The 15,397-nt window shown below is 60.8% G+C and carries 16 protein-coding genes; 3 read left to right on the forward strand and 13 right to left on the reverse strand.

The features are described 5' to 3' along the window. Positions 1-2: 2 nt before the first annotated feature. The 11 genes from AB731_RS12225 to AB731_RS12275 form a co-directional block, all read right to left on the reverse strand. Positions 3-1,046 carry a TrbI/VirB10 family protein gene (locus tag AB731_RS12225; protein WP_047094331.1) on the reverse strand — a complete coding sequence of 348 codons (1,044 nt, stop codon included), beginning with the start codon at positions 1,044-1,046 and terminating at the stop codon, positions 3-5. Next, on the reverse strand, positions 1,043-1,759 hold the full coding sequence (locus AB731_RS12230; protein ID WP_052769055.1) for a TrbG/VirB9 family P-type conjugative transfer protein: 717 nt from the start codon (positions 1,757-1,759) through the stop codon (positions 1,043-1,045). The genes AB731_RS12225 and AB731_RS12230 overlap by 4 nt, the downstream gene beginning before the upstream one ends. Beyond that, positions 1,759-2,517 (reverse strand): virB8 family protein, encoded by a 759-nt coding sequence (locus tag AB731_RS12235; protein WP_052769056.1) that lies wholly within the window; start codon positions 2,515-2,517, stop codon positions 1,759-1,761. Before AB731_RS12235 ends, AB731_RS12230 begins: the two co-directional genes overlap by 1 nt. Further along, positions 2,514-3,740 carry a type IV secretion system protein gene (locus AB731_RS12240; RefSeq protein WP_052769057.1) on the reverse strand — a complete coding sequence of 409 codons (1,227 nt, stop codon included), beginning with the start codon at positions 3,738-3,740 and terminating at the stop codon, positions 2,514-2,516. Before AB731_RS12240 ends, AB731_RS12235 begins: the two co-directional genes overlap by 4 nt. Next, positions 3,740-6,112, reverse strand: a complete 2,373-nt coding sequence (locus AB731_RS12245) for a VirB4 family type IV secretion/conjugal transfer ATPase (RefSeq protein ID WP_047094332.1) — start codon at positions 6,110-6,112, stop codon at positions 3,740-3,742. The genes AB731_RS12240 and AB731_RS12245 overlap by 1 nt, the downstream gene beginning before the upstream one ends. After that, positions 6,109-6,396 carry a type IV secretion system protein VirB3 gene (locus AB731_RS12250; RefSeq protein WP_047094333.1) on the reverse strand — a complete coding sequence of 96 codons (288 nt, stop codon included), beginning with the start codon at positions 6,394-6,396 and terminating at the stop codon, positions 6,109-6,111. The genes AB731_RS12245 and AB731_RS12250 overlap by 4 nt, the downstream gene beginning before the upstream one ends. 144 nt (positions 6,397-6,540) lie before the next feature. Beyond that, positions 6,541-6,741 (reverse strand): hypothetical protein, encoded by a 201-nt coding sequence (locus tag AB731_RS12255; RefSeq protein WP_047094334.1) that lies wholly within the window; start codon positions 6,739-6,741, stop codon positions 6,541-6,543. Positions 6,742-6,770: 29 nt separating this feature from the next. After that, entirely contained in the window at positions 6,771-7,388 is a 618-nt protein-coding gene (locus AB731_RS12260) for a phage tail protein (protein ID WP_173425761.1), read from the reverse strand. A gap of 65 nt (positions 7,389-7,453) precedes the next feature. Further along, complete coding sequence (locus AB731_RS12265; RefSeq protein WP_052769058.1) at positions 7,454-8,065, reverse strand: phage tail protein; 612 nt, start codon at positions 8,063-8,065, stop codon at positions 7,454-7,456. Positions 8,066-8,179: 114 nt separating this feature from the next. After that, complete coding sequence (locus tag AB731_RS12270; RefSeq protein WP_156167464.1) at positions 8,180-8,764, reverse strand: type III secretion system chaperone family protein; 585 nt, start codon at positions 8,762-8,764, stop codon at positions 8,180-8,182. 64 nt (positions 8,765-8,828) lie between these two features. Then, the gene (locus AB731_RS12275) at positions 8,829-9,149 is read right to left on the reverse strand and encodes a TrbC/VirB2 family protein (protein ID WP_064971834.1); all 321 of its coding nucleotides are present in this window, start codon (positions 9,147-9,149) and stop codon (positions 8,829-8,831) included. 140 nt (positions 9,150-9,289) lie between these two features. On the opposite strand from AB731_RS12275, the gene AB731_RS12280 reads away from it, so the two are divergent. From AB731_RS12280 to bchO, 3 genes are read left to right on the forward strand one after another with little or no spacing between them, the layout of a single operon-like run. Continuing rightward, a complete protein-coding gene (locus AB731_RS12280; RefSeq protein ID WP_456236328.1) occupies positions 9,290-10,249 on the forward strand; it encodes an ATP-binding protein in 960 nt (319 codons plus the stop codon). After that, positions 10,246-11,958, forward strand: coding sequence for a magnesium chelatase subunit D (locus tag AB731_RS12285; RefSeq protein WP_047094337.1), 1,713 nt, complete (start codon positions 10,246-10,248; stop codon positions 11,956-11,958). Before AB731_RS12280 ends, AB731_RS12285 begins: the two co-directional genes overlap by 4 nt. Continuing rightward, positions 11,955-12,842 carry an alpha/beta fold hydrolase BchO gene (bchO, locus tag AB731_RS12290; protein ID WP_047094338.1) on the forward strand — a complete coding sequence of 296 codons (888 nt, stop codon included), beginning with the start codon at positions 11,955-11,957 and terminating at the stop codon, positions 12,840-12,842. Before AB731_RS12285 ends, bchO begins: the two co-directional genes overlap by 4 nt. Before the next feature lie 116 nt (positions 12,843-12,958). Here the strand turns inward: bchO and AB731_RS12295 are convergent, their stop codons facing one another. Together AB731_RS12295 and crtD are read right to left on the reverse strand one after the other, a co-directional pair. Beyond that, a complete protein-coding gene (locus tag AB731_RS12295; protein ID WP_231638953.1) occupies positions 12,959-13,909 on the reverse strand; it encodes a hydroxyneurosporene dehydrogenase in 951 nt (316 codons plus the stop codon). Beyond that, positions 13,798-15,384: a 1-hydroxycarotenoid 3,4-desaturase CrtD gene (crtD, locus tag AB731_RS12300; protein WP_331386708.1), complete on the reverse strand. Its 1,587-nt coding sequence runs from the start codon at positions 15,382-15,384 to the stop codon at positions 13,798-13,800. Before crtD ends, AB731_RS12295 begins: the two co-directional genes overlap by 112 nt. Positions 15,385-15,397 lie beyond the last annotated feature (13 nt).

Below are 15,397 nucleotides of genomic sequence, written 5' to 3' on the forward strand. Positions count from 1 at the left end.
AATCAGCTTTCTACGGTCGAAAAATCAAGATCGCGCGCGACATGTACCGAAACGCTTGTCCCATGGTCTATCTCCAGCACCGGGCGCGGTTGCTGGGAATTGCCGCCTTGCACCACATTCTGTGTACTGCCCGGAAGGGCAAGAATTGTACCTCCGTCGGAGGCCGAGCCAACTGCCACACCGACGCCAATATCCAGCACGGTCTGGAGCAGCGCGCCGCCAAAGCGCGCCCAAAAGCGCGAATTGACATCGCCTTCAACACCGCCTCGGCCCAGTGGATCGGATGCAGGGCTATCAAGTGCGATGCTCACCCCATCGGGGCGCAGAAGCCGCGTCCATGTTATCAACGCGCGGCGTTCTCCCGGGCTGATGCCAGCATCATATTCGCCAAACAATCTACTGCCGCGCGGCACCAGAACACGGGTGCCATCAAAAGAGTGAACGTCGCGCTGCACAAGTGCGCGCACGCGGCCGGGCCGGGTGGAATCGAAGGCGGTTTCCAGCACGGCGGGAATGATCGTGCCCTGCGTGACGGTGAAGGATGGATTGCGCAGCCTGCTTGCCAGAACACGGTTCGCATCATCGCGTTGCAGTGCCTGCGGCTCCGCACTGCCGGTTTGCTGCGCTCGATCGAAGATGACACTGGGTATAGGCGGCTGGTCGGCGAACGGCGAGCGCGGCGGATCGTTGAACACAGGCGGAGGAGACGGCTGCGGCGGTGCGACAGGCGGCGAATAGAATGTTTGCTGTGTCGGCGCGGGCATTGGTGGCGGCGCGCCCTCCACTTCGCCAATATCAACTGGAAGCACCCGCGCCCGCTCTGGCAAGGATAGCGGCTGCGGAGACGTGATCTGGCCCGCCCCGTTATCGGTCGCAAAGGTCGTGGGGGCGCTGGCAGTCTCTCGCGCCGCATTCAGCGCGGTAAAAAGCCAAACGCCGCCAACCAGCAGAATCGCGATGAAGGCATAGAGCCCGTAATTGCTTGGCGGCGCAGTCCGCACGACCGGACGGCCGCCATCCTCTGGAAGATCTGCTTTTTCGCTCATCCTTCGCCATCCGGCCGACTGTTTCGGCGGGCACGAACCCGCTCCTCATCAAGGCGGAAGACCAATTCCGAATAGACCCGGTCGATCACGAAAACATCGCCCCGCATATGCCCGTTGACCATTTCCTCATCCCCTGTCTGCCCGATCGCAAAAACGGCTGGCAGGGCCTGATCGGGATCATAGGTGATGTAGGTTCGCATGCCGTCATCCCGCACCGATTGCGGGCGCACTTCGCTGTCGCCGCGCAAATTGTATGACCAGTTCGCGCTGCTGACCGCCTGAGTATCGGCAGACACGGAGCGAACAGCCACGGGTGTGCTGCCATAAGTGAAACGCACCAAATACGCTGCTGTCAGCCCCTCCCCGGTACGCACGGTAAAGGGATAGCTGCGGCGGTCTGTATCCACCATCATGGTGCCCGCAATATCGGCTCCATTGGGAAGCAGCAGCAGGCTATTGCCTTCAGGCGAGACCCGCACGTCGAAATCTGCGGGATTGCTCAATGTCACACGCTCGATCCGCTCGCCTGTCTCAAGCATAACCGTCACCCCGGTAGACGGCATGACGGTAAGCAGCACATCCAGCCCGTCTTCCCATTGCACGGTCTGCAGGCGCGGATTATCCAGCTCCAGATTGGGCACGACCTGCGCCGTTGCTGCTGGGCTGGCTGCCGGAACGACCGCGAGTGCAAGTGTCAGGGCGAGCAGGCGCATCACTGCTCCGGCTGCTCCTCGGCAGCGCGACGTTGAGGGGCAGCTTGCAATTGCACAGCCTCTTGCGCTTCCATCACTTCGGGCAGTGTTTCCGCATCCCGGCGATAGCGTGTCACCTGAAAGCCGAGCGGATTGAGATAGCGGTCCTGCTCGCTCATCTGCGCTCCCGTAAACGTGTAATCCACCACCGCTGCCCAATGCTGGGCGACCTGTGGTTGGCCGCCGGTATCGGTCCGCGTCGTTGAAAATCGAACAAGCGAACGATCTGCCGAAAGCGATGAAACGCTGCGCACCTCGACAGAAATTCGCGATCCGGGCGAATAGGCGCTGAGAGGACCGCCCGGCGTGCTGGCGCGCATCAGGTTTTCGTACCGCCGCCGCGCCTCGCCCGTGGTCCACAAGGCGACCTTGGCATAGTCCTCCTGCAAATCATCATAATCGAAGCTCTCGCGAGCAATGACATATTGCACCAGGAAGGAGCGGGTAAGCGCTGCATCGGGCGCAATCAATTGCTCGTCCAGCGGCGCAAGCGCTTCCACATTGCCCGTCTGCCGGTCCACCAGCAGCGTGTACGGCTCGACTGTTTTGAGCGGCAGCAGGATGACCAGCGCGATGGCCAGCAGCAGCGCAATCGCGGCGGAAACGCAGGCGACAATCCATGCGGTGCGGCGCGATTTCTCCAGCTCATCCGTCACGCTGACAGCCCAGCTGTCCGCAACCTCAAAATCGTGGTCATCAATGGAATCGTGAGCGGTCAACCGTCTCTCCTGCTGCTCGATAATGAGCGCGAATGCGCCGTGCGGCGATAGGAATTGCCTAGCCGCTCAGGCGGCTGATACGAAGCGGAAGCTCGACCAGTGCTGGTGGTGTTGGCAGAAGCGCCAGAAGCACCAGAAGCCCCCGCGGCGCCGCCTACTCCGGCAGGTGCTGGCAGGCGCATGAAACGGTTCTGCTCAAGGCTCATCCGGTTTTCGACAGCTTGCGAAATGCGTGTCGCGCGATTGGCGTATGGCGCAGATCCGGACGCCGATAATGCCGCGGCAGAGGGGCTTTGCCAAAAACTCGGCTCCGGCATGGCAGGCAAGCGCAAAGTGGCGGGCCAGCCGCGCATAAAGGCGACTTTCGCCAGCAGCCAGATCGACAGCAATTGCACCAGCGTAAAGCCGGTCATGATGGCAAACAGTTCTATCGGCGCACTCGGCGCGGCATATCCTGCGCTGCGAACGTAAAGCGCATCGCGCAGAAACGGCTCCAGCACGGCTAGCTCGACCGCAAGGATCACGGTCACGGCGACCGATCCGAGCAAGGTCAGCACCAACCCGCGCAGCCATCCGGCAAACAGGCCGCGCGTCGCCTCGAACAGCAGCATCCCTGCCGCCAGAGGAGCAAGCGCAAGCAGCAATCCGGCAAGCAGGCGCAGCAGGCCCAGCGATCCGATCAGGCCTGCAAGATATATCAACCGGCCCCAGCCAAGCGCAGTATCATCTTGCAGCGCAGTTCCGGCAAATGTGGCATTGCCCGATTGCCCGTCGAGGAATTGGCCGGACCAGCGACCGGTACCCAGATCAATCAGCGCAAGGATACCATCGTCCACGCCCTGCAACCGTTCCACAAAACCGCCGCTGGTGGTGGCAAGCCCCGGATTGGAAAGCGCGGCCGCAATCTGCGCAGGGCCATTCAACGTGACATCATGAACCACTGTGCGGAAGGCAGGCCAGGAAAAGGCTAGCGTCAGCACGATGCCGATTTTCAGGACATCACTCACCACATCGCGGCCATCGGGTGCTTGCCCGAACAGCAGGCGAAAGCCCCAAAGCGCGATGAAAAGCGTGAGCAGGCCGGTCATGGCAATAGCTGCAATCGAACCAGGCTGGCCAAGCGCCTCGTAGCCATAGCTGCCGAGATAGCGCGACTGGCAATCTATATGCGTCACCATGCGGGTTACAAATTCACTGCCCGTCAGGATTTGCGGACACGCCATCAGGCCGCTCTTTCCAGCAGCTTGCTCATCCAGTTTTTCGGATCCGGCCCGGTTTCCTCGACCAGTTCGTCAAACAGGCGAACGGTGCTTTCGCGGCCCGACAGAATGGTCAGCAAATCGCTTTCGCCCGACAGATCAAGCCGCGCCACGACGCTGTCATTGCCGTGCTTTATCAAGAAGCAATGCGAATTGTCGGGCAGGGTGCGCACCAGATCGAATTCATGGCGGGTCAGGCCAAAGCCGTTGATGTAATCTTCCGCGCGCGCCTTGGGATTGATCATGAATATCTGCGTCGCCGCCTGTTCGATGATCGCGCTGGCGATTTTGCTTTCAAGGGCATCCTGCGCGCTTTGGGTGGCGAAGCCGACGATGCCGTTGCGCTTGCGGATGGTCTTTTCCCAATCCTTGATGCGCCGCACGAATACCTCGTCATCCAGCGCCTTCCATCCTTCATCGACCACGATAATGGCGGGCGTGCCGTCCAGACGTTGTTCAACGCGGTGGAAGAAATACAACAGCGCGGGCGTGCGTGCGGCGGGATCATCCAGAATGGAAGTCATGTCAAAGCCGACGGCCTTGGCGTCCAGATCAGTGCGGTCCTGCGCATTGTCGAACAGCCAAGCACGCTCGCCTGTACCCCACCACGGCTTCAGCCGCGCATGTAGATCGCGGGCGTGCGGACGCGCGCCGCCGCGAAACAGCTCTACCAGATGGCGCAGACGGCGGCGGTCCATCGGCTGGGCGAAATTCGTATCGATCGCATCGCGGATCTGGTCCAGCTCCTCCTCATCCACCTTGCCCGCTAGCAGGGTGAGCCATTCCATCAGGAACTGCCGGTTGGCAGGCGTATCGTCCAGTTGCAGCGGATTGAGGCCGGAGGAACGGTCTGACGAGAGGCGATCATATTGGCCGCCGATGGCGCGGATAAACAGCTCCGCCCCGCGGTCCTTGTCGAAGAAGATGATGCGCGGATCGAACCTGCGCGCCTGTGCCAGCAGGAAATTCATCACCACCGTCTTGCCGCTGCCGGATGGGCCGATAACGGTGAAATTGCCGAGATCGCGCTGGTGGAAATTGAAATAATATGGCCCCGCAGCCGTCGTCTCGAACAGAGTGACAGCATCGCCCCAATGATTGCCGCGCGCCTTGCCGGTGGGGAAATTGTGCAAGGATGCCAGTCCTGCGAAATTCGTCGTCGAGACCAATCCGCGCCGGGCGATATAGCGGAAATTGCCGGGGAAGCGCGCCCAGAAGGTTGGCTCCAGCGCAAGATCCTCCCTGACAGCATTAATGCCGAGATCCGCGAGCAGTGCGATGATTTCCGCGACCTGCCCGTCCAGCGATGCCAGATCGTCGGCATGAACGGCGATGGTCGTATGATGTTCGCCAAAACCAGCCCTGCCGGCCGCAACTTCGTCCTTGGCGAGAGCAAGCTCGTCACGCAGCGAAATCGCCTCATCCTCGGCAGAGCGCATGCGCCGCAGGGCAAGGTTCATCCGGCCCAGCGCCGCTGCGCGTTCGACAAAGGCAAAGCTCTGCGTCACGTCCAATTCAAACGGCAGGCGGTACAACTCGTCGAACATGCCGGGCATGGTGCGCCCCGGATAATCCTTGATCGACACCAGCGCCATGAAACGGCGCTTCATCGGCCCAGCCGGTGCCAGTTCCACTGTGTCCAGACCAAAGCTTACGCGACGTGCAGGAATGTGATGGCCGCAGTCACCATGCGGAACCGTGACCGGACGCATGTCGGCATTATAGAGATAGCCCAGGAATTCGAGCAGTTCGGAACGCTGCCCATCAGGCGTGTCATAGCGCGTCAGCAGATGCGGATCATATTGTCGCAAGGCTGACACCATTGCCTCTCGCGCATTGTCGAGCGCGCTCTTTTCCGCAGCCACCAGCGCAGCATTGCGGCTGGATTTCCTGGTTAGCCAGTTGCGGGCCCGCTCTACTATACCGATATTGCCTTGCAGCGGGCGGCGCACGATGGTGACGAACAGATCGTTCACATAAAGGTTCTTCGCGCCAAGCCGCTGCCGCCAGCGCGCATCCAGACCCTGGCTGAAGCGGTCCTGATACTCGCCTTCCAGATACACATCGGCCCGCCGCCGCACGACATGGTGATAGACGGCAAAACGCGAATTGCCGAGCGACCGCAGCATCGCATCGCGCAACTCTGCGCGGTAGTTCAGCTCTTCACTGTCAGCGGTTTCGAAGTGGAAGCCCGCAATGCGGATCACCTGCATCAACAGGCCGTCGCGGGTTTCCAGCGTGGCGTCATCCAGATGGCGGGCATAGGGCAGATGCGCGCCCGCAGACACTTCCTTGCGGGCCAGCTTTGCCCGTGTCTCTGTGCGCAATCTGCTCATGGCCGGTACGAATTACAGCGCCAATGGGCGTGGTTTTTCACACGCGGGCAATGCCGCATGCGGGTGAGCCACAGATCAACGATCCGTGGCTCTCGCAAGCTCGCAATCATGCCGGCGCCGTGGATGGCAAGCGCGATCGGCACGGCCCAGAAGCTTTTGAAAATCAGGAACAGCTCAACCGCGACGATGGCGTTGATGACGAAAAAGGAAAAGGTAACGCCCGCAAACATTTGCGGGCGCGTGAGAGCAACGAACAAAGTGTCGCTTCGCAATTCCTCCGCCATACCTCCCCCTTCGCCAGACTCAGTGTGTCAAGCAATCATCCTGACACTTCAGCCTGCAATAGCAATGGAGGATGGCGTGCCAACAAACTCAATTCATTTCCGAGGTTGCCCGAATTTCACTCTCGTAAAGTCGCCGAAATCCAATCAGCTCGCCGACAACATCGAAAGACCAGCATTGCCATCGGTACCAGCCTGAAGCCCGTTTTTGACATCTTCGGCATCTTGATCAAGATCGACAATAGCTGGAGTGCACCATGCAGCTTTCGAGGCAGTTTCGGTAATTTTCATAGGAACATCCTTCAATATATCAAAAAAGTCACGACGATCGCTGACCAACAAAACCATGCAGTTTTCGCCGCGACCCTCAATCGGAATTAACTGCGGCTTGGATAAATGCCTTGCATCGCAATACACCAGTACATCGCAAGGTAAGGCGAGCGCTTGTTCACCGACTGATTGCCACCGGTCGGGAAAATCTCAAACGCGTCGGCAGCCATGAAATACGGTGGCCGAGTGCCGCGGTAATACGTGTTCGTGCCAACAGGCCCAACAGCAGGATAACTGCGTGCAGGTTGGTTCGTATTGCTTTCCAGTGCGTTAACGCTGAGCCCGGCTGTGTGCCTGTGTGACGGCATCTGCGCTTCAGTAATGGTAAAACTTTCCGATCCGCCGCGCTGGCCCCACCTCTGGTCCGCAAGGCCTGGCCCGCGGCCCTGCCCAATAGGTGCACGGCCCCGCAGATCTGGCAGACCAAACGAGCTTTCCCCATCGCCGCCATAGGTCGTTCCCAAAAGAGAAAACAGCGCCGAGTTCGACGAAATAGGCAGCAATTGCCCTTCGGCGTTAGCCCATCCACGCGGGCAGAAATTGGCTCCCGTCAGCATCAACTGACCAATAAATGGTTCCGATTGCGCTTGCGCCGGAGCAGCGAACGACAGCGAAGCTGCCATCGCCACTGCGCTTGCCGCCGCCGTAATTGCACGAAATTTCATAAGACCCCCAACCCTGTTAAAAAAACACGTCTGTTTCGAAAAATATACCTGCACCCGCGATCGCGTCAGTTACGGCTCGGGAAAATACCTTGAGTCACAACACAATAGTTCATCGTGAGGTATGGCTGCATGTTGTTCACTGACTGATTGCCACCAGTTGGAAAAATAGTGAACGCGTCAGCCGCAAGGAAATAGGGCGGCTTTTGGCCACGATAATAGGTATTCGTGCCCGCAGGTCCAACTGCGGGATAGCTGCGCGCAGGCTGGTTCGTGTTGCTTTCCAGCGCGTTCACGCTGAGCCCGGCGGTATGCGAATGCGACGGCATTTGGTTTACCGTCAGCGTGTTGGTTTCAGTTCCGCTGCGAGAGCCGATTTGGTATGTTGCACCGCCTTGATTCGTACCCCGATGAAACGGCACGCGCCCGCGCAAATCGGGCATTGCAAAAGTCGTCCGCCCGTCACCGCCATAAATCGTTCCGAAAAGCGAAAACAGCGCTTGGTTCTGTGAAATCAAAAGGAGCGCGCCGTTGGCTTCGACAGTCCCGCGCCGGCAGAAGTTGTACCCGGAAAGCTCTACTGTTCCGAGATATGAATCCTGCGCCTGCGCAGGTGAAGATACGTAAAATGAGCCAGCCAGAGCAAGTGCGCTGGTGGCGGCGAGTGAACGAAACTTCATGTTAATCCCCCGGTAGATTTTGTGTGGTAAGAAGTAACAAACTTCTGAAAAACATGCAATCGCCGGATATATAGTCAGGCCTGTTCGGCCTGCCGCTTTCCGAAACTTTCGATGTTATTCTGCTGCGTTTAGCGGAACTTCCGTGCCGATCAGATTGTGAAAATCAGTCGCGTTCTGGATGAAATTGGAAAACTCGGACAGCACATTGCCTTGCTGGATGCCATAATCGGCGATCACGAAGCGCAACAGATAGGGCTTTCCGTCCGGCAAGAACCCGGTTGAGACAATGGGCCGTTCCATCTGAAAATTATTGGCCAATGCCTCCATCTGCTCTTGCGCATCCGGAGATACGGCATCCCACCGCGCTATCAGATACATCGCCTTGCAGGCCTGCGAAAGCTCTTGCTCACATGAGGCAAAGTGGATTTCAAACGTCAGTCCATTGCCAACAGTTGCAGTCATGAATTGATTGCCAGCTTCATCCATCTGAGCAACCGCATTCACCGTTACCACGGCCAGTGCTGCGTCAACCGACCCTGCATCTAGCGCGCTGAGCATTTCTGCCGGATCAATCGTATCCGGTGATCTGGTCTGTGCAAATGCCGTGTTTGCCGCAAATGGAGCAGCCAGAGCCAGCATTCCCATCAAAAACCTGTGATACATACTATAAATCCCCAATCCGGCTGATCGCCAGTTCATGTTTGCTGCCTATCGTCCAGACAGCTCGATTGCAATTTCCACTCGTCTGCAAATTGAAGCCGTATCAGCGAGCATCCTCGACCGGCTGCAATGGCTCACGCGGTCCGGCCTCGTAAACGACTGTGTCCGCAGGGCCTAAGCGGGAGCCTGTTTCCGGCAGCAGCAAACCCAGCATTCCTGCAGCAATTACCGGTGCGCCCAGCAACACAAAACAACCCAGGATAACTTGCAGTCCGCGCCGGATCGCGATGCGGCCGGTCAGCATTGAAAAGCCGACAAAGGCAATCGCGAGCACGCAAATCGCGGCAGCCAGATCGCCAACCAGCGTGCCGGTCAGCCATTGGACCGATCCGGTCAGCGGATCTGTGGCAGGGCGGTCGAACATGCGCCGCTCATGTCACGCAGGGCAGCCAATGGCAATCGGCACAAACTTCAACCTTTTGGCTTGCCCTGACGCAGGCACTTGTCCAGATTGGCTGACACGTGAGCAGATTTCCTTTCTCCGCCATTGTTGGCCAGCACGAAATGAAGCTGGCGCTGCTGATTGCGGCGGTTGATCCGTCGATCGGCGGCGTCATGGTGTTTGGCGACCGTGGGACGGGCAAATCCACTGCGGCGCGGGCATTGGCTGCGCTGTTGCCGCCGATTTCCGTGGCCGAGGGATGCCGTTATGGCTGCCGCCCTGACCAGGCTGGCACCTGCCCTGATCCCTGCACGTCCAAGCGCGCCCGGAAGCAGGCGGTGCCGTTTGTCGACATGCCATTGGGCGCAACAGAGGATCGCGTGCTGGGCGCGCTAGATCTGGAGCGGGCGCTGCGTTCGGGCGAGAAGGCCTTTGAACCGGGATTGCTGGCAAAGGCGCACCGGGGCTTTCTTTATATTGATGAAATCAACCTGCTTGAAGATCATCTGGTCGATCTGCTGCTGGACGTGGCGGCATCGCGCGAGAATGTGGTCGAGCGGGAGGGCCTGTCCGTCCGCCACCGCGCCAGCTTCGTGCTGATCGGAAGTGGCAATCCGGAAGAAGGCGAACTGCGTCCGCAATTGCTCGACCGTTTCGGGTTGAGCGTCGAAGTGCGCACGCCCACACAGATTGAAGACAGGGTGGAGATAATGCGTCGCTGCGCCGCACAGGAACGCGATGCGGCAGGCTTTGCCAATGAATGGCAGGCAGAGGAGAACAAGGTCCTGCGCCAGATCGCGCGCGGTCAGACCAAGCTCGCCAAATTGGAAGTGCCGGACGATGTGCTGACCGACGCAGCGAACCTGTGCATGGCTGTTGGTGCAGACGGCTTGCGCGGCGAACTCACGCTGATGCGCAGCGCAAGAGCGCTGGCGGCTTTGCGCGGTGCGAAATCGGTACGGCGGGAGCATGTAACAGATGTTGCGCCCCTTGCCCTGCGCCACCGCCTTCGCCGTGATGTGCTGGACGAAACAGGCTCCACCGTGCGGATCGAGCGCTCGATTTCCGAATTGTTCGGATGACCGGCGCGGCCCAGCCGCCGGACGGGTTGGCCGAAGCAAAGCTGGCCGCACAGCTTTTCATTCTCGCACCCCGTGCATTGGGCGGCATTGTGCTACGCGGTGGAGGGCCCGCACGCGATGCGGTGCTGGACATGATCCGCGATACAATCCCCTCCCGCCGGATGCCGCCCCACGTGGACGAAGCACGGCTGCTAGGCGGAGTCGATATTGTTGCCAGCCTGACAGCTGGCAAATCGGTGATGCAAAGTGGATTGCTGACTGAAGCAGAAGGCGGCGCCCTGATCGCCCCGATGGCGGAGCGGATGACCGATGCGCTTGCCGGACGGCTGGCGCAGGCCATGGATAGCGACGCAGGCTTTGGGCTGGTGTTGCTGGATGACGGGATCGAAGCCGACGAACGCCCGCCCGCAGCCTTGACCGACAGGATCGCTTTTGCCTGCGATCTGAGCGGCGTCACATCATTGGACTACGAATCTCGCCTCTGCCCTGATCAGGTGCCCATAAGTGCCGTTGAACCCGCCTCCGACGAAACACTCACCGCTCTTGCCGGTGTCGCAATGGCGCTGGGTGTAGACTCGGTCCGGCCGCTGATTTTTGCGCTGACAACGGCCCGCGCACACGCCGCCCTAAATGGGCGGACGGCGGTAGCGCAGGAGGATGTGCAAGCCGCTGCCCGCATGGTCCTGGCCCCCCGCGCCACGCAGATCCCGGAGCAAACGCCTGAGGATGCTGAAAGCCCGCCACCACCTCCGCCAGACAACCCGGACACGCCCGTTGATAGTGACAGCAGCCAGTCTACAGAGAGTATTCCCGAGGATTTGATATTGGAAGCCGCGCTGGCGGCGATACCGCCGGATGTGCTCGATCTGATTGCCGGGACACGCGCTGGACGCAAAGCGCAAGGCGGCGGAAGCGGGCGCCGCGCCAAGTCCAAACTGCGCGGAAAGCCGTTGGGTGCGCGCCCCGGAATGCCCCGCGATGGCGCACGGCTGGCGATCATAGATACCTTGCGCGCGGCGGTGCCGTGGCAACCCTTGCGCCGCCTTGAGCAAGGGCGTGAGACAGCCACCGGCCACCTTCAGGTCCGCAAGGAAGATCTGCGCATTCGCCGGTTTGAGGAACGCGCTTCAACGGTCACCGTGTTCTGCGTGGATGCCTCCGGCTCTGCTGCCGCTGCCCGGCTCGCCGAGGCGAAAGGCGCGGTCGAAATGATCCTCGCTCAGGCTTACGTCAAACGCAGCGAAGTCGCGCTGATTGCCTTTCGCGGAAACGGCGCGGAGCTGCTGCTGCCCCCCACACGATCGCTGACCCGCGCCCGCCGCGCACTGGCCGGATTGCCGGGAGGTGGCGGGACACCGCTGGCCAACGGACTAACGCTCGCACGCGAGCTTGGCGGCAGCATTCAGTCACGCGGCAACACACCGTTTCTGGTCTTCCTGACCGATGGCAGTGCCAATATTGCTGCCGATGGCACCCCGGGCCGAAAGCAGGCGCGCGAGGATGCCCATGCCGGTGCCCGCGCCCTCGCCGCCAGCGGATTGGACGCCTTGGTGATCGACATTGCCCCGCGACCAAGGGAAGACGCAAAGACCATCGCCCGCATTATGCAGGCGCGCTATCTCCCGCTGCCCTTCGCCGACGCAAAGGCGCTGAGCAATATCGTGATCGCCGCCCAGCCTGACGCCCCTTCGAACGCCCAGCCAGCATGAGCGCCCAGTTGAATTGGGAGCGTGAGGGACGCGTCTGGCCGCACCGCGACGCTTCCCGGTTTGTAAAAGCCGGCGGGCTGGACTGGCATGTGCAGCGCATGGGAAACGGGCCAGAACTGCTGCTGCTCCACGGCACCGGAGCCTCCTGCCACAGCTGGAGCGCGATGATGCCCCTGCTGGCGAAGCATTTCACGCTGACCGTGCCTGACCTGCCCGGCCACGCCTTTACCAGCGGGCGGCTGCGCGGCGGGCCGAGCCTGGCAAATATGTCCGGTGCCATCGCTGCGCTGCTGGAAGAGCTGGAGGTCAAACCGGCGATATGCGCCGCTCACTCCGCAGGCGTCGCCATTGCTCTGCATCATGCACACCAAACAGACGCCGCGCTGCCCATCGTCGGTTTCAGCCCGGCCATCATGCCGTTCCCCGGCCTTGCCGCAAAGCTGTTCCCGGCGATGGCCAAGGCATTGTTCGTCAATCCATTCGTCCCACGCATTTTCGCTGCCAGCACGCGCATTCCCGGAGAAGCCAAGCGGTTCCTGCGCCGCGCCACCGGATCGGAAACCTCGCCCGAGAATCTCGCTTGCTACGAGGCGCTGCTCGGCAATCACCGGCATTGCGAAGGCGCGCTGGCGATGATGGCGAATTGGGATCTGGACAGCTTTTCCGAAAGCCTGAAAGACATCGCCAATCCGGTGATGCTGGCGCATGGCCGGCACGATAAGGCGGTTCCAACTGGCTCGGTCGAGGCAGCTGCCGCAAGGCTGCCCAGTGCGCGGCTCGAACTGCTTTTTGATCTGGGCCATCTGGCGCATGAGGAAGCGCCCGAGACTGCCGCGCAGTTCATCATCGACTTCGCGCGCGAACAGGGCGTGATCGACGAATGATCGAGATTGTCTTCTTTTACGCCATCGCGCTGGGCTTCGGGATCTACCAGATCTGGTCAGTCAACCGCGAGATCAAGAAGGACAGAGCAGCGAAAGCGGCAGCCGACAACGAAACGTCAGGAACGGGATCGGGGCATGCGGAAGGGAAGCATGAACTGGACGATCGGTGAGGCATAACGGTCCAGATCGAGGCTTTCCTGCACCGCCATCATCCGCTCCCCATAAAGCTGCGTCGACAAGGTGGAGCGCGCATAGAATGGCGCATCTTCCCAGGTTTTGATCACGCTGGCCTCGCCCTTGTCCGCGCGGGTTTTGCGTTCGACTTGCCAGAACGAGTTGGGCAGCGGCGCGACCATCGTCAGCTCTGCCGGTTCAGGCGTGCCATCGCGGGCAAAACGCAGGGCGCTGGCGAAATGCGATCCATCGCGCCGCACACCTTCGTAATTCACTACGCTGCCGCTGGCCGCATGCGCGCGGGACCAATGCCACAGGCGAAAACCCTCTTCCAGGGACTCGTCGCCAAAATTGGAATCGCAATAGGCCCCGCCTTTCCAGCTAAGAGCCGGCTCCTTCATCTCGACTCCGATGCGGGCGCGCGGGGCAAGGCAGTGCCAGCGGTGGCGCGCAGCCGGATCAAGCCCGAAACTGACTGTATTGAGCGCCTCCGGCATCACCCTGATGGTGCCGCGGACCGGGCGCCGATATGGATTGAACAGGCGCTTGTCGCGTTCATCAATATCTATTTCCAGTGCATCGCCAGTCCAGCGCATGGCGCTTGGCCCAATGCTTAAGGTATCGCGTTCCTGCACCACCGCGCCGCTTGGCCGTTCCGTCATCGCCCAGCGTCCGCGCGGGCCATATAGTGCGACATTGAGCGAGGAATGATTGAGCGGATCGCCCCGCGCGCTGCGCTTGTAATAGGGTGAAAATACGCTGCCGATAAAGGCGATGATCGTCAGCCCGTGTTTTCCGTCGTCGCTGAGCGCATCGATGTACCACCAGGCGTAGCCACCGGGTGGAACTGGCGCGTCGAAGCGAGGTCCTGCATGATCGTGCGCGCCGCCAATTGCCCGGACAAGGCCGCCATCGGCATTCCCGCCCCCGGGTGCGTGCTTCCACCCGCGCAATAAAGCCCAGGGATCCGGGTCCGCGTCCCCTGGCGCAGGAAGGACGCCGCCCATCCGTGCGAGGCCCGTCCATAGATCGCTCCGCCGGTCGAGGGCAAAAACTTCGCGAATTCGTTCGGCGTCAGCAGGCGATGCGGCACCGGCTCCTCCAGCTCCAGCCCGCAATGGTGCAGACGGCGGATCATCGCTTCCGTGCATCGATCTCTCTCCTCGGCGGAATATTCGTGGGTGTCGCCATTGGCCGGCGCGTTGACAATGATCTGCAGGCGTTCGCGGCCCAGTGGCGCTTCAACAGAAAGGGTCTCACGGTCCTGCGCGCAGATATATGTTGTGGGATCGGTTGGTGGCGCGCCTGCACCAATGTCAGCAAATTCGCGGGCGTAATCAGGCGAAAAGAACACATTGTGCCGTTTGAGAGGGAGGCCGCTCGTTTTTGCATTTGCCAACCATACCATGGCGGAAAGCGACCGCGCATTGGGCTTTAGTCTGCCTGCGGCCCGCGTCACATCCGGCCCCAGCGCGCCATCGGCCAAGGCGGCAGGATCAGCATTTACGATCACCCGGTCGGCGGCGATGTGCTCGCCATTGTCCAGCGTGATGCCGGATACGCGGCCGCGGTTCGTTTCGATTCTGGTGACGGCATGGCCGAAGCGATAGCTGGCCCCCTGCGTCTCCCCCAGTTTCTGCAATGCTGCGCCAAGCGCGCTCAAGCCGCCGTCGATCAGCCACACCCCTTGCGCCTCCACATGGGCGATCAGCATCAGCGTGGCGGGCGCATCGAAGGGCGATGACCCGCAATAGGTGGCGTAGCGGCCATACAACTGGCGCAGGCGCGGATCGGTGAAATGTTCGCCCAGCACGGTCCACATTTTCTCGTACGGGCGGATTGCGGACATCTCTCCGATGCGGGACAGGCCAAGACGCTTGATGAACTGCGGCGGCCAGAAGACCTTGCCTTGCCGCAGCAGGGTTTGATCGAGCAGTTCGAAGATATGCGCAGCTTCCGCACGAAAGCTGCGATAGCCGCGCGCCGCATCTGCTCCGGCAAAGTCACCGATCGCCTCTTCACTGCGGGCTGGATCGGCAAACAGGTCAAGCCGTTCGTCTGCATTCCACGCATGGCGGGCGAGCGTTTCTGCCGGGCGGACGCGGACATGATCGTCCAGCTCCGATCCGCAGGCGCGAAAGATCGTGTCGAACACATCGCGCAGGGTAAAAACAGTCGGCCCGGCATCTACCCCGACGCCGTCCACCGGCAAACGCCTCGCCTTGCCGCCGGGATGCGCCTCTTTCTCCACCACTGTCACGCGGCACCCTTGCGCCGCCAGCAAAGCAGCTGAACACAGCCCACCCATGCCTGCGCCGACAATCACGACGTGGGGCGTTGCTGACATGGTCTGGGTGGGCTTGGACACAGTCTCTCCTACT

Origin of the sequence: Aurantiacibacter marinus, assembly GCF_001021555.1 — a bacterium.
Taxonomy (GTDB): Bacteria; Pseudomonadota; Alphaproteobacteria; order Sphingomonadales; family Sphingomonadaceae; genus Alteraurantiacibacter; species Alteraurantiacibacter marinus.

What these genes read in the sequence shown, in the direction of transcription:
- AB731_RS12240 (WP_052769057.1), bottom strand. Translation starts at nt 3,740, where the DNA reads ATGGCGTGTCCGCAAATCCTGACGGGCAGTGAATTTGTAACCCGCATG.
- AB731_RS12225 (WP_047094331.1), bottom strand. Translation starts at nt 1,046, where the DNA reads ATGAGCGAAAAAGCAGATCTTCCAGAGGATGGCGGCCGTCCGGTCGTG.
- AB731_RS12255 (WP_047094334.1), bottom strand. Translation starts at nt 6,741, where the DNA reads ATGGTTTTGTTGGTCAGCGATCGTCGTGACTTTTTTGATATATTGAAG.
- bchO (WP_047094338.1), top strand. Translation starts at nt 11,955, where the DNA reads ATGAGCGCCCAGTTGAATTGGGAGCGTGAGGGACGCGTCTGGCCGCAC.
- AB731_RS12245 (WP_047094332.1), bottom strand. Translation starts at nt 6,112, where the DNA reads ATGAGCAGATTGCGCACAGAGACACGGGCAAAGCTGGCCCGCAAGGAA.
- AB731_RS12250 (WP_047094333.1), bottom strand. Translation starts at nt 6,396, where the DNA reads ATGGCGGAGGAATTGCGAAGCGACACTTTGTTCGTTGCTCTCACGCGC.
- AB731_RS12265 (WP_052769058.1), bottom strand. Translation starts at nt 8,065, where the DNA reads ATGAAGTTTCGTTCACTCGCCGCCACCAGCGCACTTGCTCTGGCTGGC.
- AB731_RS12280 (WP_456236328.1), top strand. Translation starts at nt 9,290, where the DNA reads ATGAAGCTGGCGCTGCTGATTGCGGCGGTTGATCCGTCGATCGGCGGC.
- AB731_RS12285 (WP_047094337.1), top strand. Translation starts at nt 10,246, where the DNA reads ATGACCGGCGCGGCCCAGCCGCCGGACGGGTTGGCCGAAGCAAAGCTG.
- AB731_RS12260 (WP_173425761.1), bottom strand. Translation starts at nt 7,388, where the DNA reads ATGAAATTTCGTGCAATTACGGCGGCGGCAAGCGCAGTGGCGATGGCA.
- AB731_RS12230 (WP_052769055.1), bottom strand. Translation starts at nt 1,759, where the DNA reads ATGCGCCTGCTCGCCCTGACACTTGCACTCGCGGTCGTTCCGGCAGCC.
- AB731_RS12270 (WP_156167464.1), bottom strand. Translation starts at nt 8,764, where the DNA reads ATGAACTGGCGATCAGCCGGATTGGGGATTTATAGTATGTATCACAGG.
- AB731_RS12275 (WP_064971834.1), bottom strand. Translation starts at nt 9,149, where the DNA reads ATGTTCGACCGCCCTGCCACAGATCCGCTGACCGGATCGGTCCAATGG.